The 19,116-nt window shown below is 61.1% G+C and carries 19 protein-coding genes and 1 pseudogene; 11 read left to right on the top strand and 9 right to left on the bottom strand.

What is annotated here, in order from left to right; translation table 11 throughout:
- Window positions 1-101 precede the first annotated feature (101 nt).
- The 5 genes from AC3WRI_RS17225 to AC3WRI_RS17205 all read right to left on the bottom strand — a co-directional run bounded on the left by AC3WRI_RS17225 (window position 102) and on the right by AC3WRI_RS17205 (window position 4,733).
- Window positions 102-1,025 (bottom strand): SMP-30/gluconolactonase/LRE family protein, encoded by a 924-nt coding sequence (locus AC3WRI_RS17225; RefSeq protein ID WP_011616506.1) that lies wholly within the window; start codon window positions 1,023-1,025, stop codon window positions 102-104.
- A 12-nt stretch (window positions 1,026-1,037) separates the two neighbouring features.
- Window positions 1,038-2,003 (bottom strand): Bug family tripartite tricarboxylate transporter substrate binding protein, encoded by a 966-nt coding sequence (locus AC3WRI_RS17220; RefSeq protein WP_011616507.1) that lies wholly within the window; start codon window positions 2,001-2,003, stop codon window positions 1,038-1,040.
- Between the two features lie 91 nt (window positions 2,004-2,094).
- Window positions 2,095-3,030, bottom strand: a complete 936-nt coding sequence (locus AC3WRI_RS17215; protein ID WP_011616508.1) for an NAD(P)-dependent oxidoreductase — start codon at window positions 3,028-3,030, stop codon at window positions 2,095-2,097.
- Window positions 3,027-3,710, bottom strand: a complete 684-nt coding sequence (locus AC3WRI_RS17210; RefSeq protein WP_010812580.1) for an RraA family protein — start codon at window positions 3,708-3,710, stop codon at window positions 3,027-3,029. Before AC3WRI_RS17210 ends, AC3WRI_RS17215 begins: the two co-directional genes overlap by 4 nt.
- 42 nt (window positions 3,711-3,752) lie before the next feature.
- Window positions 3,753-4,733 (bottom strand): Bug family tripartite tricarboxylate transporter substrate binding protein, encoded by a 981-nt coding sequence (locus AC3WRI_RS17205; RefSeq protein WP_010812579.1) that lies wholly within the window; start codon window positions 4,731-4,733, stop codon window positions 3,753-3,755.
- 97 nt (window positions 4,734-4,830) lie between these two features.
- On the opposite strand from AC3WRI_RS17205, the gene AC3WRI_RS17200 reads away from it, so the two are divergent.
- Complete coding sequence (locus tag AC3WRI_RS17200; protein WP_492293669.1) at window positions 4,831-5,601, top strand: IclR family transcriptional regulator; 771 nt, start codon at window positions 4,831-4,833, stop codon at window positions 5,599-5,601.
- Window positions 5,602-5,680: 79 nt separating this feature from the next.
- Here AC3WRI_RS17200 and AC3WRI_RS17195 read toward each other — a convergent pair.
- Window positions 5,681-5,950 (bottom strand): annotated as a pseudogene (locus tag AC3WRI_RS17195) (hypothetical protein); the annotation flags it as partial.
- Window positions 5,951-5,973: 23 nt separating this feature from the next.
- Between AC3WRI_RS17195 and AC3WRI_RS17190 the strand changes: the two are divergent.
- Window positions 5,974-6,372 (top strand): VOC family protein, encoded by a 399-nt coding sequence (locus AC3WRI_RS17190; protein ID WP_492293667.1) that lies wholly within the window; start codon window positions 5,974-5,976, stop codon window positions 6,370-6,372.
- Between the two features lie 245 nt (window positions 6,373-6,617).
- Here AC3WRI_RS17190 and AC3WRI_RS17185 read toward each other — a convergent pair whose 3' ends face one another.
- Window positions 6,618-7,526: a LysR family transcriptional regulator gene (locus AC3WRI_RS17185; protein WP_492293665.1), complete on the bottom strand. Its 909-nt coding sequence runs from the start codon at window positions 7,524-7,526 to the stop codon at window positions 6,618-6,620.
- Window positions 7,527-7,645: 119 nt separating this feature from the next.
- Here AC3WRI_RS17185 and AC3WRI_RS17180 point away from each other — a divergent pair, with 119 nt between their 5' ends.
- Window positions 7,646-8,041: a GFA family protein gene (locus AC3WRI_RS17180; RefSeq protein ID WP_492293663.1), complete on the top strand. Its 396-nt coding sequence runs from the start codon at window positions 7,646-7,648 to the stop codon at window positions 8,039-8,041.
- Window positions 8,042-8,184: 143 nt separating this feature from the next.
- Here the strand turns inward: AC3WRI_RS17180 and AC3WRI_RS17175 are convergent, their stop codons facing one another.
- Window positions 8,185-9,168: a helix-turn-helix transcriptional regulator gene (locus AC3WRI_RS17175; RefSeq protein ID WP_051398552.1), complete on the bottom strand. Its 984-nt coding sequence runs from the start codon at window positions 9,166-9,168 to the stop codon at window positions 8,185-8,187.
- Window positions 9,169-9,322: 154 nt separating this feature from the next.
- Here AC3WRI_RS17175 and AC3WRI_RS17170 point away from each other — a divergent pair, with 154 nt between their 5' ends.
- From AC3WRI_RS17170 to AC3WRI_RS17140, 7 genes are all read left to right on the top strand, one after another.
- Window positions 9,323-10,009 (top strand): fumarylacetoacetate hydrolase family protein, encoded by a 687-nt coding sequence (locus AC3WRI_RS17170; RefSeq protein ID WP_010812573.1) that lies wholly within the window; start codon window positions 9,323-9,325, stop codon window positions 10,007-10,009.
- A gap of 24 nt (window positions 10,010-10,033) precedes the next feature.
- On the top strand, window positions 10,034-10,912 hold the full coding sequence (locus AC3WRI_RS17165; protein WP_010812572.1) for a polysaccharide deacetylase family protein: 879 nt from the start codon (window positions 10,034-10,036) through the stop codon (window positions 10,910-10,912).
- 62 nt (window positions 10,913-10,974) lie between these two features.
- Window positions 10,975-12,225: an MFS transporter gene (locus AC3WRI_RS17160; RefSeq protein ID WP_492293662.1), complete on the top strand. Its 1,251-nt coding sequence runs from the start codon at window positions 10,975-10,977 to the stop codon at window positions 12,223-12,225.
- Complete coding sequence (locus AC3WRI_RS17155; protein WP_492293660.1) at window positions 12,222-12,977, top strand: sulfite exporter TauE/SafE family protein; 756 nt, start codon at window positions 12,222-12,224, stop codon at window positions 12,975-12,977. The genes AC3WRI_RS17160 and AC3WRI_RS17155 overlap by 4 nt, the downstream gene beginning before the upstream one ends.
- A 43-nt stretch (window positions 12,978-13,020) precedes the next feature.
- Window positions 13,021-14,490: an amidohydrolase family protein gene (locus AC3WRI_RS17150; protein ID WP_439672373.1), complete on the top strand. Its 1,470-nt coding sequence runs from the start codon at window positions 13,021-13,023 to the stop codon at window positions 14,488-14,490.
- A gap of 235 nt (window positions 14,491-14,725) precedes the next feature.
- On the top strand, window positions 14,726-15,280 hold the full coding sequence (locus AC3WRI_RS17145) for a RidA family protein (protein ID WP_011616590.1): 555 nt from the start codon (window positions 14,726-14,728) through the stop codon (window positions 15,278-15,280).
- 254 nt (window positions 15,281-15,534) lie between these two features.
- Window positions 15,535-15,918, top strand: coding sequence for a c-type cytochrome (locus AC3WRI_RS17140; protein ID WP_010812567.1), 384 nt, complete (start codon window positions 15,535-15,537; stop codon window positions 15,916-15,918).
- 817 nt (window positions 15,919-16,735) lie between these two features.
- Here AC3WRI_RS17140 and AC3WRI_RS17135 read toward each other — a convergent pair.
- Window positions 16,736-17,488, bottom strand: a complete 753-nt coding sequence (locus AC3WRI_RS17135) for a substrate binding domain-containing protein (RefSeq protein ID WP_492293659.1) — start codon at window positions 17,486-17,488, stop codon at window positions 16,736-16,738.
- Between the two features lie 938 nt (window positions 17,489-18,426).
- Here AC3WRI_RS17135 and AC3WRI_RS17130 point away from each other — a divergent pair.
- Entirely contained in the window at window positions 18,427-18,867 is a 441-nt protein-coding gene (locus tag AC3WRI_RS17130; protein ID WP_058698840.1) for a universal stress protein, read from the top strand.
- The last annotated feature ends 249 nt before the right edge of the window (window positions 18,868-19,116 follow it).

Here is a 19,116-nt window from a genome sequence, read left to right as displayed (position 1 = left end):
CCCGCGGCACGCGGCGTGGGTGAGGCCGCGTTCTTGCTGCTCGGCCGCGGCGCTCTGACGGTGGCATGCGTCCGGCATGGCGAGAACGCCCGGTACTCCGTTCACGCCAGCCGCCCTCCATGCACCGGTGCACCGCCCACCGACATGTCGGCGCACAGGATCGTCCCGGTGGTCGACTCGGTCATGAGTAGCGTGGCGCCCTCGGTGCCGCCAAAGCACAGATTGGTCAGCGATGTGCCATCCGGGCTACGAATCACCTCCACAGGCTCGGCGCGATGATTGAGCACCCAGACATAGCCAAGTCCGGGATTGGCCACCAGCAGATGGCCATCCGATCTCATTGCCAGACCGTCGGGGCCGCTCGGGCCGTAAGAGGTAAAGAACTGCCCGACCTTGCTGACCGAACCGTCGGCCTGCAACGGCACGCGCCATACGCTGTTGCCGCGGGTCATCGCGACGAACAGCACCTTCTCGTCAGGCGACAGGACGACACCGTTCGGGCTCGGTGCGTTGTCCAGCAGGACGTCCAGCTTGCCGTCGGGCGTCAGCCGATAGACGCGGCCCGTCGGATCGTGCAAGCCGGTCTGGCCCTGGTCGGTGAAGTAGAGGTTGCCCTGCGAATCGAAGGTCAGGTCGTTGACGCCCCGGAAGCGTTCGGAATTCCTGCGCTCGAGAAACGGGGTGACGGTTCCCGACTTTGCATCCAGACGCACCAGGCCGTTGCGATAATCAGTGATCAGGAAGTCACCGCTGGCCAGGCGCTTCATGCCATTCGGTTCACCGTCATACTCGGCAACAAGCTCCCAGTCGCCCTGCATCGAAACACGGAAAATGCGGCCGTAGGGGATGTCCGTTACCCAGAGTTGGCCATCGGCCCAGACCGGCCCCTCCAGGAATGAGTCGATCGTCGCCCCGCCGCGATTGGCGTGTGCCCACGCGTTGTCAGGGTCGTGCCGACGGAACGACTCCGGAAGCCGGGTGAGCACCTGTGCATCGCGTACGGCCGGTTGCTGAAGTAGGAACATCGCCGCTCCTGGTTATTGCTTCTCAATATGCGCCTTTTGCGCAACCGTTGCCCATTGCGCGGTTTCGCGCTGGATCAGCTGCGCGAACGCGGGGCTGTCCAGGTTGCCCGGCTGCGACCCCATCTGCGCAAGGAATGCCTTCATGTCGGGCGCCTGGAGCGCCTTCTGGATTTCCGTTTGCAGGCGCGTAATGACATCGTTCGGCGTGCCCTTTGGCGCGGCAAGGCCTGACCAGTTGAACAGGCTGAAGTTGGGTACACCAGCTTCAGCGAACGTAGGGACGCCCGGGAACACATCCACCCTGGTCTTGCCACTGATGCCCAGCAGACGCATCTGATTACCCTTGACCGGCGCCAGCGCGGTCGGGGTCGACACGACCAGCAGATCCACGCTACCGGACAGCAGCCCGACCATGGCCTCGCCAGCCCCCTTGTACGGCACATGCATCAGCTTGATACCTGCGGCCTGTTGGAACGCCTCGGCAGAAAAATGCGGCGAACTACCGGGGCCGCCGGTGCCAAACGTCACTTCTCCGGGATGCGCCTTGGCATAGCTGATGAGGGAGGCCAGGTCCTTGAAGCGCGAATCGGCCTTGACGCCAAGCACCACCGGCGAAAATGCGAACGGCGCGATAGGGATCAGAGCTGTCTGATGGTCCCAGTTCAGTTTCTTGAAGACATAGGGGAGGGTGGTATAGGAGTTGTCGTTCGCCAGAAGCGTGTAGCCATCGGCGGGTGCGTTCACGACCAGGGACGTGCCGATCGTGCCGGACGCGCCCGGTTTGTTCTCCACGACGAAGCTCTGCCCTGTCTGCACGGAGAGCTTCTGCGCAACCTTGCGCGTCACGACGTCGACGGCGCCGCCGGGAGGATTCGGCACGATGATGCGGACCGGTTTGTCCGGGTACGCCGCCACAGCGGACAGGCTGACAAGCAGCGTCGTTGCTGCCACCAGGCAGCCAATGGTTCGATAAAACACCTTTGTCTCCTTGTGCTGGGGGGAGGCCTGACTGTCCGTCGGCTCCTCCCGCGACACTTCTGTTCTAGTTGATGATGCAGCCGTGCGTCGTTCAGGCCGGCGTCGCCACGCCTTGCAGCACCGCCAGGACGTTCTTCGCCGCCCCAACCCCCATGTTCACGTACGCCGCGTTGCTGACGCCGCCGATGTGCGGCGACAGGATGAGGCTGGGAATGTCGCGGAACGGATGCGGCACGGGCATCGGTTCCACGGCAAAGCTGTCCAGGCCAGCGGCATACAGTTTGCCGCTCTGCAGCGCTTCGGCCAGTGCAGGCTCGTCGATGAGCCCGCCTCGCGCCGTATTGACCAGGATCGCGCCGTCCTTGAACGTCGCCAGTGTTTCACGGTTCAACATGCCACGGTTCTCTTCCGTCAACGGGCAGTGCAGCGACACCACGTCCGATTCCCTGAACAACCGAGGCAGGTCGACAAGCGTTACGCCTTCCGGGACTGTCGTCGCATAAGGATCGAAAGCGGTGACATGCATGCCCATCGCCACACCAATCACGGCGGCGCGGCGGCCGATCTCTCCGAGCCCCACAATACCGAGCGTGCAACCGTTCAGCTCGACGGCCCTATAAGTTGCCTTGTCCCAATGACCCTGGCGCATGCGATCGTTGAGATGTGGAACCGCTTTGGCGCACGCAAGGATCAGCGCCCACGCATGTTCTGCCACGGCGGCGGCATTGGCCCCGGCTGCGGCGGCCACCTTGATGCCGCGCGCCTGCGCAGCGGATTTATCGATGGTGTCAGTTCCGGTGCCGTGTTTCGAAATCACTTTCAAGGCTGGTGCTGCGTCCATGACTTCAGCGGTCAAGCTGCCGTAGCGCACGATAATGCCGACCGGGTTGTGCTCCTTTGCCAGGGCTGCAATATCGGCGGTCTGGGGCGTTTTCCCCGCGAATACGATCTCATAGTCACCCAGCAGCGCGAGGGCTTCCGGCGCGAGGTCGGCACCCGTGACGATAATGACTTGCTTTTTCGTCACAGTGCTTCTCCCTGCTTCAGGACGCCCGCCGTCACCAGCGATGCCAGCAGCCAGGGCGCGGTGGTATTGCCTTCCCTGATCTGGGCGATGCGCTTGGCTTCCGCCTCTTCCTTCTTTGCCGCCGCATCGAGCAAGGCTTCGATCTTCTCGCGCTCCACCACGACCAGGCCATCGGCATCGCCGCAGATGTAGTCGCCAGGGTTCACCGTGACGCCACCAACAGAAATGGGGTGTCCAATACGCCCGCCAACTTCCTTGGTGGGGCCGTTAGGGTTCGTGCCCACCGAAAAGACCGGGAACTGCATTTCGTCCAGCTCGAGGCTGTCGCGGACCGCGCCGTCGATGACGACACCAGCAAGGCCGCGCTGGCGAGCGGCATGCATCATGATCGTTCCCATCAGCGCAGAGGTCTGGTCCCCTTTGCCGTCGACGACCAGAACATCGCCCGGCTGCGCCAGCGCCAGTGCTGCGTGGATCATCAGATTATCACCGGGGCGTACCTCGACAGTGAAGGCGGGCCCGGCGACTTTCATGGTCGGGCGCAAGGCCCTGATCCGGCCATGCAACGCGCCGCGGCGTCCGCCGACATCGGAGAGGATCGCCGGTTGGAACCTGGCAGCGCGCGCCACGATCTCGGCGGGCACGCGCTCAAACGATTTGATGATGTTGGGCAAGGTCATGATGGACTCCAGCAATATGAAATGGATAGGTAGATAAGGGCGTCAATCCAGCTTCGTGCCGGAGGTCTTGATGACCGATGCCCAGCGTCCGATGTCCTGCTTGATCAGCGCGCTGAACGCCTCAGGCGTGCCGGCCAGCACCGATGCACCTTGTTCATTCAGCTTCTTGGCGAGCTCCGGGGATTTGAGCGCCTTGTTGAACTCGGTATTGAGGCGTACCACGATGTCCTTCGGTGTCGCGGCAGGCGCGACGAAGCCGAACCAGGTCGCGGTATCAAAGCCGGGATAGCCCAGCTCGGCGACTGTCGGCACCTGGGGCAGGTCTGGCAAACGCTTCGGCGACGTCACCGCGAGCGGCCGCAGCCTGTTGTTCTTGATATGCCCGAGCAACGTTGGCACGGATGCCATGTAGAGATCGACCTGGCCGCCCATCAGGTCGTTGACCGCCTGGGCTGCGCCCTTGTACGGCACATGGGTGAACTTCACCTTCGCGGTACCTTGAAGCAGCTCGCCGCCAAGGTGCGCCACCGTGCCGTTGCCCGGCGATGCGAAATTGATCGCTCCGGGCTTTGCCTTGGCAGCCTGAATCGCGTCCTTCATCGTCTTGTAGGGCGAGTTGACATGCGTCACCAGGACGAGCGGCGCGGAGGCGACCAGACTGATGGGCGCCAGATCCTTCAATGGGTCATACGGCAACCGTTCATACAGCGAGGGATTGATTGCAAGGTTGCTGGTCTGCCCCATGACGATGGTGTAGCCATCGGCCGGCGCCTTGGCTGCCGCGTCCACGCCGAGGTTGCCACCGGAACCTGGCTTGTTCTCCACCACAAAGACCCAGCCGGTCGACTTGGCCACCGTATTGGTCACCTCGCGCGCAATGATGTCCGTGCCCCCGCCGGCGGGAAAAGGCACGATGACGCGGATGGGCTTGGTGGGGTATTGCGGCGCGGCCTGGGTAGTGGCGGACGCCAGAACCAGACCTGCGGCGAGCATGAATATGCAGCGACGGGAAATTGCCTTCATTACTGTCTCCGAATCTCGGTTTCGTTGTGCTTCGGATTGTGGTCGACCGTTTCACGGCATACAATGCTGTTTCATACCGTGCACCGCGTTTCATTCTATGAATGCGAATAGTGATTCAAGGGGCGCCTCAAAAGGCGACGATGGCGCTGGGGGCGTCATAGCGGTCACCCGCGCCCTGCGCGTACTCGAGGCGTTCGGGGTGAACGACCCCCAGCTCTCACTTGCCGAACTGAGCCGGCGGACCGGCATCCACAAGACCACCGTGCTGCGGCTGGCGCGCACGCTGGCGGCGGACAACTATCTGGTGCAGAAGGAAGACGGCAACTGGCGGCTCGGCCGCGCAGCCGGGTGGCTGGGCGCGTGCTACCAGGCCACCTTCAACGTTCAGGAAGTGGTGGAGCCGGTGCTGCGGGAGCTGACGATCAAGACCGGCGAAAGCGCTTCGTTCTACGTCCGGGAGGGACAACAGCGAACCTGCCTCGTCCGGGTCGAAGGACCGCAGGCCATCCGGCATCACGTCAGGATCGGGGCGGCCCTGCCGCTGGACAGCGGTTCGCCAGGCCGCGTCATCCTGGCGTTCTCAGGTGAGCCGGGCGAGCTTTATGAAATGATCCGCCGCCGTGGATTTCATCTGTCGCTCGGCGAGCGCGAGGCCGAAGTCTCGAGCGTGTCGGCACCGGTTTTCGGATTGCACTGGCGGCTGCTAGGCTCCATGTGCATTTCGGGACCGACCGCCCGGCTAAGCGAAGAGCGTTTGCTGGAGCTGGCACAGACAGTCGTCGACGCGGCGAACAAGCTTTCGTATGCCATGGCAGGAAGCCAACGGCCTGCGATGCAAATTGAAAGGCCGTCGACCTGGCACCCTTGAGATTGCAGATGTGGGGCAAGGAGAGCCGATAGAAATCTTAGATGACCTCTGTCAGTCGCGAGCCGGGCGTTGGGGCTAATCAAGCGGCAAGGCGATGTTGTTCTTCTGCGGCAATAGATGGATACCGTCGCTCAACGTGCGATCGCAACTGGTCATTGAGCACGGCCATCCGGATTTGTGGCAGGTTGTGCGCGCGCCGAGGCCGCCAAGCCATCTGCTGTCGTTTGACGAAGCGCCTGCTCACCACTTGGTTGACGGCCGACTCGACGAAACCGGACCGGCGAGGCTGACGCTTCGTGGGGAGGCTAGGAGCGATCCCATGCTCACAACCGTGATAATGTTCGTCGCCACCACCCTCCTGTGAGACGCAAAGTGATTTCGCACATTTTTCTTGGCGTTAACGACTTCGATCGTGCTTTTGAGTTTTATTCGGCGTTGATGCATGAACTAGGACACAACCTCAAATTCTGCGAGCGCGGCACGCCATGGGCGGGGTGGATGGCAACGGACGCACCGCGGCCGCTGTTCCTTATTGGCAAGCCATATGACGGCAATGCTGCGCGAGGTGGGAATGGTCAAATGGTGGCATTGCTTGCGCGTGATCGGCAGACCGTTGACCAGGCATACGCCCGCGCGCTCGCAAACGGAGCAAATTGCGAAGGCGCTCCTGGCCTAAGAGCCCAGTATCACCCTCACTACTACGGCGCATACTTCCGAGATGCTGATGGAAACAAGCTTTGCGTATGCTGCCATCACCTGGTGTCGGTTTAGCGTTATCAATTTAGCACTGACCTGCCTCTGCGCCTGTCGACGCGGCCCTCACCTCAGATGGCCGTCGACGCGCTGGCGCGGGCAACGGAAGCCGGTCGATGCCATGCAGCGCAGGAAGTCGACAAACGCGGCTGGACTGAGATAGTTGTCATCCGAGCCATCCGTCCGGTCAAGGAAACGATGGGCGCCTGCGATCCCAGCAGGACACTCGATTATGGCGCACGACCCTCGCCCCGTTTGTGACGCTACTGGTGGGATGCTGAGGCGATCTTTTGAGAAAAAAACTTCACGAAAGCCTCGACCTTCCTCGGGTGATTGCGAGGTTTCGGAAACACCGCATATATTCCCGGCTGCTCAGATGCACCAATCTCGTCGTACTCTTCCAGCAGCCGAATCAAGCCGCCGCTGAGCAAGTCCTGCTCGACAAGCCAGTCGGGCTGCCGGGTGATTCCCTTGCCTGCTTTGGCCCATGCAATCAGCGCATGCGATTCGTTACTCGAAAATGCCCCATCTACCGGAATTGCCATAGTTGTGCCGTCCACCTGGTACTGCCAAGATGAGGAATGCGGTTCATGGCGGTAAATCAGGCACTGATGTCGTGCCAGTTCGGCCGGATGCCGGGGGGCGCCATGAGATGCCAGATAGCCGGGACTGGCGCATGTTACGCGGCGGTACGTGCTGAGGCATCGAGCCGAGAAATCGGAATCCCCGGGTCGCCCCGCCCGCAGGGCGAGATCGAAGCCGTTGGCCACAAGGTCGACAATCCGGTCGCTAACCTGGAGATCGAGGCTGATTCTCGGGAAGCGTGCCGTGAACTCATCCAGATGCGGGTACACAAAGGTCAGCGCCACGCCCAGCGGTAATGTGACGCGCAACTCACCCCTTGGTTCCGACGCAAGGCGCCGGACCGCATCTTCCGCTTCATGCGACTGTTCAATGATGCGCTTCGCGTGTTTGTACCAGAGCCTGCCTGCCTCGGTCACGGCGATGCGACGCGTCGTCCGGTCGAGCAGGCGCGCGCCAAGCCGTTTTTCTATTCGGGCTAGTGCGCCGGTCACCGTCGCAGGCGCGAGTCCGAGGACCCGGGCTGCCTGCGCCATGCTCCCCGAGTCCACGATCTGGCAGAACACCTGCATGCTGAACAGCTGATCCATCGTCGATTATTCGTAAATCATGAAGAATCCATTCATGGGCGGCTACTTTATCAAAATTTCCGCACACCCTACGATCTTCTCCAATTTAGCATTCATCGCAACACTTCCTGGAGAAGCCCATGACCCAGCACGGCAGTTGTCTCTGCGGACACGTCAAATACCGAATCCACGGCCCGCTAACCGACGTCCTGAATTGTCATTGTTCGATGTGCCGAAAGCTTCATGCCTCGGCCTTCCGCACGAGAGCCAAGGTGGCGATTAGGGATTGGGAATGGGTATCCGGGCAGAACACCGTCAAGTTTTACGAGTCCTCGCCTGGCGAGCACAAGGGATTTTGCAGCGAATGTGGCTCAAGCATATTGACGCGATTTGACAGCAATCCCGATGTAATCGGATTCCCGCTCGGTACGCTTGATAGCGATCCCGGCGTGAAGGCCGAGCGCCATGTTTTTGTCGGCAGCAAGGCGTCGTGGTATGAAATCACCGATACGCTTCCGCAGCACAAGGAATACTGAGGCCAGTCGGAACGCAGTACACATACAAGGGAAATATCACAAATAAGAAGCTTAAAATAAAGACTAGTGGAAAGCCCCAACAATGCCAGTCTCATCGGCTAGCCCTCAGCTCACCACTTTGCTATGTCTTTTGACAGGTGGTCTTACTCAACCCAAGTTCGCGCGCCCACGTCCTGGAATTGGCGTCGATATGCCAAAGGTGTCGAACCCACGATCTGCCGAAACCGCCTGGCAAAGTTATTTGGTTCACCGAATCCCGTGCTTTGCCCGATTTCTGCGGCCGAGGCGGATGTGAAAGCCAGCAAAGTCTTTGCCCGCTCGATCCGCCTTTCAGTCACGATCTCCAGAAAGGTCTTTCCGGTTTCACTCTTCAGCAGGTGGGCCAGGTGTGTTGCTGATACATGACTGGCCTGCGCAGCGTCGCCCAAGGTCAGTTCCCGCGAAAGGTTTTGGGTGATATACCGAATGCAGCGCAGCACGGACTGCTTGTACGACTGCAGCAACATCCCGTTGCTCTCGCAAAGACGAATCTTGTCACCGTGGCGTCGCCACACCATGCCAATCAGGTTTAGCAAGTGGCTGCGGATCAGCAAGTTGCTGGCCGTATCGTCACTGGGCGATTGCTGGGATTCTTGCGCCATGCGCTCGCATAGCTCCTGAAGGTACTCGGTGTCCAGTTCATCGAACTGAAAATCCAGACAATGCTGAAAGCGGAAGGGACCAAGCTCTGGCGCGCGCGCGAGCGGCACTTCCGACAACTCGAAGACATCAAGGTTAAGCGACGGTAGCAGATACTCTTTGCTGATGTTGATTACGTGGAACTTGCCGTCCGCTACGTTCGGAATGTAGTGAACCAGAAACGGCAGGACGAAGCTTACGGTGCCGGGGCGAATGGGCCGCTGCTGGCCCCCAATGTAGTGAGTGGTTTCGCCTAGTGTGTTGACGTAAATCTGGAAGTACTCGTGACGGTGCGGCACCGGGTTCGGCAGACAGTTGCTCTGATCGTGGATGCCAAAGTAGGCGCTCTGCGCCCGGGCCGCCATGGTGTAGTTCCGGATGACAGCACCCTTCTCGCCGTCGTGGTGGAGGGGCAGCAGCGGGTCGTTCGAGGGCTTCGCTCGGTGCATGGAAACGTGGGGGGCAAAGGATCGTAAGGATTGCGCATCTTTTCGCAAGCCTGTGCGTTGAGGCCGAACGACCGCGTCTCTAAACTCTAGCCACTCCGTTCAATAATCTTACACAGAGACAATCCTTATGCCTAGAGCCAGTGCGGACAGCGTCGTGCAATCGACCAAGGTCCTGAGCGTTACCCCCGCCTTCATTGATATCGTTGGCAGCGATCAACGCTTCCCGGTGCGGCGCGTCTATTGCGTGGGGCGCAACTACCTTGCCCATATCCGGGAAATGGGGGAGGGTGACGAACGCGACCCCCCATTCTTCTTCCAGAAGCCGGCCGATGCCATTGTGACCGATGGCCGCGTCCCCTATCCGACGTTTACTGATGACTTTCAGTTCGAGTTTGAACTCGTCGTTGCCATCGGCCGTGAAGCGACGGAAGTGCCGCCGGACACTGCACTGGATCATGTCTTTGGCTATGCCGCAGGGCTTGACATGACGCGGCGGGACCGCCAACGCGAATGCAACAAGCGCGGCCTGCCGTGGGAGCTGGGCAAGTCATTCGACCATTCGGCGCCATGCGGTCCCATCCATCCCGTGGCGAAGGTCGGCCATCTCCGTTCGGGCGCACTGAGCCTGGCGGTAAACGGTGACGTACGACAGCACTCGGTCCTGGAGAAGATGATCTGGAACGTCCATGAAATCGTCAGCGAGCTGTCCAGGCAGTATCGCCTGCTTCCTGGCGACCTGATCTTTACCGGCACGCCAGAAGGCGTTGGTCCGGTGCAGCGCGGTGACAGGTTGATCGGCCGTATTGAAGGACTCGACCCCTTGCAGGTCGAGATCGTCTGAGTCCCGGGTCAAAGGAAACACGCCATGAAACCACTCGAACGCATCTCATTTTCGGCCATTTCCGAGCGTCCCGCCCTGACGCTGCCGGCTGGCAAGCGCCTGGCCGTTTGGGTCATCGTCAATGTTGAGGAATGGGATATCAACGAGACCATGCCGCGCACGGTTCTCACGCCTCCGGCGGGCGGTTCGCCGATGCCAGACATCCCGAACTGGGCCTGGCACGAGTACGGCAACCGCGTCGGCTTTTGGCGCATGCTGGACGTCATTGACGAGCTTGGGATCAATGCAACGCTCGCCATCAACGGCGCCGCCATCGATGCCTACGAGCCTATCGCCAAGGCGGCGAAGGCGCGTAACTGGGAGTTCATCGGCCATGGCTTTGGGCAGCGCAACATGCAGAAGGTGCCCGACGAAGCGGTCGACATCGCAAAGACCACCGAGGCCATTCGCGCCTACACCGGGAAGCGCCCCCGCGGCTGGCTCGGACCGGGGCTCACCGAGACCTGGAATACACCGGACATCCTCGCGGAGCAAGGCTACGAGTACGTGTGCGACTGGGTGCTCGACGATCAGCCCGTGGAACTGAGGACGCGAGATGGCGGCTGTATCGTGAACGTGCCCTACACACAGGAGTGCAACGATGTAGCGATGATGCTGATCCAGCATCACAAGGCCAGCGAGTATCGCGACCGCGCTATCGACCAGTTCGAGCAACTCTACGCCGATGCGAAGGACTCAGCCCGCGTGATGGCGCTGGTCGTGCATCCGTACATCATGGGCGCGCCACACCGCCTGCGCTATTTCCGGGAGGCGCTGGCGCACATTCGGGCACACGACGACGTTGCCTTCCTGACGGGAGAACAGATCCTCGATTGGTATAAGGCAGCGCGCGCGGCCTCATAGCCGGATCCGTACATCGCCAGAAACTCGAACAAATCTCTCGCTTGACGAGAAGGAGACAACACGTGAATTCCTCGACTTCGGCCGGCCCGCTGACCGGAGACGTGCGCAGCGATGCGCCCGTCACGGCATTGGAGATCGGCATATTTCTTGTGCTGCTTGCCTCCTATGCGCTCAACGCGATGGACCGGCAGATCTTTCCGCTGATCGCCGCAGATGTGCGAAGGGAGTTTGGGTTCGGCCTCGCCGACACCGGCCTGCTTTCGACCATCTTTACGCTCGGCATGGCACTGGCGGGGGTGCCGACAGGCTACCTGCTGGCGCGGTGGTCGCGCAAGGCCGTGCTCCAGATTGGCATCGCGATCTTCTCGCTTGGCACGCTGTTGACTGCCTACTCGAGCGGCTTTGCCGACATGATCCTCTACCGCGCCGCTACTGGCATCGGCGAAGCGATGCAGCTGACTGTGGTGATCGCCATCGCGGCGAGCTATTTCGCTCGCTTCCGCGCGACGGCCGTTGGGGCCATCAACTTCTCCTTCGGTGTCGGAGCCATCGTGGGACCGCTGCTCGGTGGGCACCTGATCGGCATTGAGCGAAACTGGCGCTTGCCGCTGGTGGTGTTCGGCCTGACCGGATTTGTCGCAATGGCGCTGATCGCGGCTACCGTGAGCAAGCGCATGACCGAAAAGGCCAGCGCGATCGCCACGCACATCGACACGCGCGGTGCAACCACGATGTGGAACCGCAACACGGCTCTCTTGACTGTGATGAGCATCATTGGCGGGTTGTGCATCTATGGCTACCTCGGCATGTACCCCACGTTCCTGCGCGAGCATCTGCACTACACGCCGTCGGACACTGGTCGCGTCATGAGTATCTTCGGGTGCGGCGTGTTCGCCTCCATCTTTGGCGGCTGGCTTGGCGACCGCTTCCACCCCAAGCTTGTGTTGTCGCTGAGCTTTGCGGGGACCGGGCTGCTCGGCTTCCTTCTGTTCTCGGGGCCGACGGGCATGTTGGTCCAATCGGTGCTGTCATTCGTGTGGGGGCTGGTGGTAAGTGGCGTGCTGTACGTGAACCTGGCCGGCTACCATATCAAGTCCGTGCGCTCTTCGCTCACGAATCGGGCCACCGGTGTCTTTGTCACGACGCTCTACGGCGCGGGCGCTTTCGCGGGCTACATCATCGGCGGCATCGCGGCGCGCTTTGGCTGGAGCACCGCCGGCTTTGCGCAGATCACCTTGCTATCGGTCTTCGGAATAGTACTCACCGTGCTACTGCGGACCGACCGGATGTCGTTGCCTGTGCGTAAGCCATGACGCCGGCCGAATGGGTGCTGCTCGGTGGCGCTGCGACTTTCGCCGGGACGCTGAATGCGGTGGCAGGCGGCGGTAGTTTCCTGACACTGCCGGCCTTGGCGATGGTCGGCGTGCCGCTGGTATCTGCCAACGCCACCGGGACCGCCGCGCTCCTGCCTGGCTATATGGCGGGTGCCTGGGCACAGCGCAAGGATCTGTCGGGGCCGATGGCACCCTCGCTTCTTCGGCTAAGCGTGCTGTCGGTGCTGGGCGGTGCGGCAGGCGCCACGTTGCTGCTGTCGACCTCGAACAGCGACTTCGGGCGCATTGTGCCTTGGTTGCTGTTGGCCGCGACCCTTCTCTTTGCCTGTGGGCCAAGGCTTCTGCGCAAAGGAGCCGTCGCATCGCAGTCCCCCAGTGAATGGATCACGGACATCAGCATCGCTGCGGTCGCGATCTACGGTGGCTATTTCAACGGCGGTCTCGGCATCTTGCTGCTGGCGGTTCTCGCTGCGCTCGGGCACACCGACATGAGCCGGATGAACGGCATCAAGAACTTCGTCTCCGTGATCCTGACGCTGATAGCTGTCGTCATTTATGCGGCCAGCGGCGCCATCGCCTGGACGCATGCACTATGGATGGCGATCGGCGCCACAGCCGGCGGGTATTTCGGCGGCGTCATGGCTCGGCGACTTAAAGCGGCCCTGGTGCGTGGCTTCGTCGTCCTGACAGGGCTGGCAATGACCGCAGCATTCTTTCTCGAGACGAGTTGACCACAACCGTCTTCCTGCAATCCAAATCGCATCGGAAAGGAACATGAGAACAACCAGAAGAGAATTCACCAAGGTCGCCGGCGCAATGATGGTCGCGGCAACCGGGATCCCCTCGCTTGTCGCTTCGGCATCGGCATCGGCTTCGGCGGGAGGCGGCACGCCATCCGCGGCGTCCGGAGCCCGTCGAGGCACCTACCTGATCAAGAACGGCATGGTCATCACGGTCGACCGGAAGAATGGCGTCATGCCACGCGCCGACATCTTGATTCGAAACGGCGTGATCGAGAAGATCGGTCGGGGTCTGAGTACGTCCGGCGCGCAGACGATCGATGCCGCGGACATGATCGTCATGCCCGGCTTCGTCAACTCTCACTACCATATGTGGAGCGCGATCGGACGCAGCTTCACCGCGCGGAACGGCGGCTTCTCCTACTACCCGGCCAAGAGCGCCACATCCGCCTTGTACACGCCGGAGGACTTCTACAACAGCGTGCTCCTTGCGTGCGCCGAACTAGCGAACGGCGGGACCACTACCGTGCACAACTGGTCGCATAACACCCGCTCCGCGGCCCATGCGGATGCCGAACTTCGCGCGCACCAGCACTCTCTGCTGAGGGCCCGTTACTCGTACGGCCACATTGACAAGCTCCCGGTAGACGAGGTGAACAGGTTCGGCGACCTTGCGCGCGTCCAGCGCAAATGGTTCGGTGCAAACTCCCCATTCGAAGGTTTGGTGCACCTGGGACTGAATCTGCGTGGTCCGCAACAGAGCACCGATGCTGTCTTTCACGAGGAAATGAAGTTCGTCAAGAAGAGTGGGCTTCCCGTAGCGATCCACGCGCCGCAGGAGTCGCCCAACAATGTCGATGCTGTCGACTACGAGAGGCGCGGTTACCTCGGCCCCGATTTTATGATCGCGCATTACGTCCCGGCGACGACCGAGGACTTGATGGCGATGGCGCGCACGAAGACACCGCTCTCCTTTGCGACACATTCCGAACTCCGGCTCAGCAGCACGGGCGATGCCCGGGCTGCGCTGTTCGCGATGCGTGCCGCGGGGCTGACTATCTCATTGTCGAGCGACGCGACGTCCATTGCCCCACCGGACATGTTCGAAATGATGCGTTTCACCTGGAACCTCGGGGTGCCCTGGGTTGGCACCCCCAGCGAGCGGGCAAGGGCGGTCAGCGTGCAAGAGGTGATCGAGATGGCGACGATCAATGGAGCCATCGCGATGGGGATCGGCGACATCACTGGATCGATCACTGAAGGCAAGCGCGCAGACATCATTCTGGTGCGGGCCAAGGATCTGAACATCTGGCCAATAGGCAATATCGAAACGGCGATTGTGCAGAGCGGCAGCGCCAGCAACGTCGACACGGTGTTAGTCGATGGCCGAATAATAAAGAGAAGCGGTCGCTTGCTAGCCTACAACGTGGACAGCATTGTTCGCGGTGCTCAGCAGTCCTCCAATCGGATTCTCAATGCGGCTGATGAGATGATGAAGTTATGAGTAGTCTAAAGAGTGAGTGGGACGAACGCCGCCTTCTGTTCGAGATGAAATGCACACCGAACTCCCTCCGTGGACCAGGCAGCGGGAGTTATTTGTCCGCCCAAGGGGCGACCACTCGATTTAGTCGAGACGAACGCGAGCACGTTCTTCGCATATGCGTTCTTCGTTTTGTACGGTCCGGCAAGGCAACGCCGCGTTGTCCGGACCTTCATCCTTTACTTCCCAGGCCCTGCCCATGCGCACAGCACGCTTGCTATCATGTAGTTCTATCGCGGCCCTTGCCACCCTCGTTGTGCCGGCGCTCTGCATCGCCAATGCCAACGCCGCCGAGCAGATCGTCAGGCATCGCAACCCGGCGCACATGACCGAACCGTGGGCGCGTGAGTTCGCGGAGGTGATCGAGATTCCCGCCAATGCGCAGCTGCTTGTGCTCAGCGGCGTGGGGCCCACGGTGGCGAATGCCTCGGCGCCGCCCGATACCGCGGCCTCCTATGGCGACACCGCAACCCAGACTCGCAGCGTGCTTGGCCAGATCGAGCGCATCCTCCAGGATCGCGGCTATCGCATGGGCGACATCGTCTCCATGCAGGCGTTGATTGTGGCAGACCCGGCCACGGGCGAGCCAGACTTCACCGGCTTCTCGAGCGCCTATAAGCAATACTTCGGAACAGACAAGCAGCCCAACGTGCCGGTGCGCACGCGAGCCGAAGTCTTGCGGCTGGTGCCGCCGGGATGGCTAGTCGAAGTCACCGTCATGGCGAGCCGTGTGCCGTCGCGGCGGCCACAGTAGAAGACATAGGCTAACTAGCGGTGTGCCGCAACCGGGAGGGCGGAGCTCGCGTGGCCGGGCGCAGGTAGTGGGACAGCGCACCTAACTCTCGCTGGAACATGACTGAGTGCGCCGAGCCGCCGCCTGCGAGGCGGGTTGCCCAGGGATCGGCTTGGCGGCCCGACGAGCTGTCGCGTGTCGTGGCCCTCATGTGTTGCAGTGGTGCTCCCCGGTATTTGCTCTCGATTATGATCTGATTTATACAATAAGGCCAAATGAAAGTAAGAGCATTATGCATCGCTTCGCTAGGAGTTGTGGTGCTAACTCAAACATCACTATCCTGTGCGCAAAATTTTAATGGGAAAAATCTCTTTACGCAGAGATGTGCCATATGCCATGGAGCAGACCTCAAAGGGACAGGGCCATTGGCCAAGAAAAGCATTCCTCCCACACCTGATCTGACAACCGCCGCTTTCAAAAGACGACTCAATGATTATCCTGGTGTTATTGTTTCATCGGTGATACTTCGTCCAAATGGAGACTTGATTCCAAGAACTTTGCAAGAGAATGGTGTAAGGCTGGCGCCGCACTCTTGGACTGTTCAAGATTTTCGAGATTTAAATAAATACATGAGTGGTGTGATTTCAAATAGCCGGTGATCGTGAGGCAAGAAGACGATACGGAAGTTCGGTGATCGCGGCCACTTTTCCTTGTGTCCGGCCGTTAGCCAGACGACATTAGTCTGGCGTGAAGGGCGGCCAGATTCTAAGTGACTGCTCTGGATTTGAACCGTTGTCTGCGCCGGTTCGTAGGCAGTTCAACTATGGAGCTTGCGCATCCGCATGTCCTCGATCATGCGCTGGCGCCGCGGGCTGATGGTAGGCGTCGGGATTGACATGGCTGTGCTCCTGTCGAGGAAATTGCCTCGATTCTCGACATAGGGAACAGCACAGGCGGTTCAGTCACTTTGTGCAATGGCCGGAGGGCTACCGCGCGAGCGGTTTAGTCCACTGGCCGGACCCGGACGACCGCGCAGGTTGGTGGATGACTGTGATCGTAGACCGTGCCTCCTGCCCTACCTTCGACACGACGTTGCTGTCTCAGGACAGGTTCACTGCTTCACGGGCCAACTTCAACGAAGAGACCAGGCGGTGCACAGAACGCACGCCCGTGCCGACTTTTGAAAACATGCTGGCGGTACGACCTTATGCCACGCCTTAACATGGCCAGTCTTGCAGTGCTCAGCCATCTCACTTGCGTCGATCCGTTTCCATCACCGGGCCCTGGGCAGCATGCAGCGGGAATCGGCCTGGCCCGTCGACGCCGCACCCCGGCGAGGAGCCGGCGCGTCGTGTCGCGCTGGCGTGGCTGACCTCGGCCGATCCGGCAAATGCGGTGCGCCTCGCATCTGATGAAGAGCGCGGCGCGCTGCTATCTGCCTTTAGTACAGACTCAAGTAGCCCGGCGGGGTTACCATCAGCCGTTTCCCTCGTCCCCCCCGAAGCCGTCGATCAGCGCATCCCATCTTGGCGGCGCGGTAAATACCTCATCCAGCAAGTCGAGGAATGCCCGCACGTTGGGGCTTGCGCGCCGGCTCTCGGGCCATAGCGCGGTAATGTTCGCGCGAGGGACCGCTAACCGCGGCATGACCGGGACCAGCTCCCCTCGCATCACATGCGTCGCCGCCAGATAGGTCGGCATGATGCCGATCCCGCCGCCGGCGATGACGATCGACGCCACCACGTCGCTTACATCCGCGACGATGCCCGCATCCGGAGCAATCTCGACCAGCTCCCCATCCACGGAAGACGGCCAGCGCAACGCCTGGCCCGAACTCTGGAAGCGGAATTTCACGCAGTCATGCCGATCCAGCTCCTCCGGGCGCGTGGGCGTGCCTTTCCGAGCCAGGTACGCGGGCGCGGCAAACGCGCAGATCCGGTGCGGCGCCAGATGGCGCGAGATCAGGCGGGAATTCGGGAGATCGCCCACGCGGATGGCGATATCGATGCCCTCGGCAACGAGGTCGGCCATCTGGTCGCGGATGCGCAGGTCGACCGCGAGGGCGGGATGCCGCGCGCGAAATAGCACCAGCGCCGGTGCCAGCACATGCACGCCGATCGGATACGGCGCCGCCACGCGGATTATCCCGGAAGGACCGTTTCTAGTGGAAATCGCGGCCTGCTGTATTTCCTCCGCTTCGTGCAACAGGCGCATCGCGCGCTCGCGCAACCCCTCGCCTCGTGGGTCAGGCGCAACGACCTCGTTGTGCGGATGAACAGCGGGATCCCGAGCTGCTTCAACACGCTTTCACCCGGCACCACCGACACCCCGCTGTTGGGCCGCACGCTCGGCGACGCCCGCGGCGGCTATGTCACGGAGCTCAGCGCACGGCTGCCGCTGAAGAAGATCGTTCCTATGCAACAGGCTGCCGCCCGCCGTCATGTTCCTGATCCAGAACGACTTCATGAACGGCGAGACGCTGCACATCGACGGCGGCCAGCGCCTGGTTTGAGCCGGCCTTGCCGGCAGCCAACGGCCAGGTTCCGTTTGGCCGGGGACGACATTGAACAGCTGCGCGGTGCCCATGGTGCAGTTGACCTAGCCTCACGCCGGCCGGCGCTCTTCAACGATCTTCTTGTCGCTACTGGCTGACGTGCCGGGCCCGGACGTCGCGCAAACTCATGACTCTCTTCCTGCTGGCTCCATGAGCACCGAACCAGGCTAATTGCGGCGCACGAAAGAGCCGCCATCTGCGGCTGATCCTCTACTTACCGCTTTAGGAGTCTTGAGTGCTTCGAACGTTGCACCGACGCGATACCACCAATAAGTAGGCTTCGATAACCTCGCGTTGTTTGCGAGCATTGTTTCGGACGTCGCCGCGATTGCCCACCCATTCTTGAAGCCCTCGTCAACATTGTCGACAGCTTTTCTTTTGTCGGACGGCGGCTGATAGTGCCTAGCACGAAGCGATCGGAGACCGCTCCATCGACAGCAAGGAGTCGGGCCATGCCGGGGGGTAACATTCAGGTACGTGTGCGACGTACTCCAGCGCGGGTGGTACACCGGGTTCTGCCTGGTTACAGGTTTGAGAGCGTGCTGCTTTGACGTGAATCAATCACAGGCGGAAGAGCTTACGTAAGCTTGAATCGTTGCTATAGGAGGCCGGGATGACCATTGTCGTGCTACCGAGCGACGGCTCGCCATACAGCATTAGAGCCGCGAGAAGACTGGTTTCTCCCGGTCTCTTTGAGCGCCCGCTGGAAGTGCACCTAGTGCACGCGTTTCCCGATATCAGCGGCAGGGCGCAGGCATATTTCTCGAAGCCCCAGATCGATCGGTGGGCAAACGAGGCCGCAGATAACGCATTCCAGGCAATTCGCCCATTACTGAAGGCGGCTCACTGTGCGGTGACCGAACATGCTTGCATTGGTGAGCCAGCGCCACGAATCGTAGACGTGGTGCTAGCGTGCCGAGCCGACGTCATCGTCATGGGCACGCACGGCCGGGGCGCTTTCCTGTCGGCCGTCCTCGGGTCGGTGGCAGCGCGCGTGTTAGCTTCCTCTCCCGTTCCGGTCTTGCTGGTGCCTAAGCACCATGGCCATGACTGAAGTGCGGCCACGGTGACACGCGATAGAGGTGAGTCTGCAGCAGTGCATGTCTGCGGGTTCCGCTGCTAGCGCAGGGGGACGGCTGCCGTCACAGACCGCATGTTGTCGTGCCGTCGCTTGTCGGCTGCTCATGTACAATCGCCGATAGGGTGTCTACGCTGCACGTCGCAGTGAGACAGGTTAATGCGTTGGTCGGGCCGCCAACGCAAATGCTCTATGACTGTGGACCGACTCCCGCCCCCACCGCCC

The sequence above is a fragment of the Cupriavidus sp. FW305-27 genome (assembly GCF_058787995.1).
This window is presented reverse-complemented; position numbering and strand designations above follow the sequence as displayed.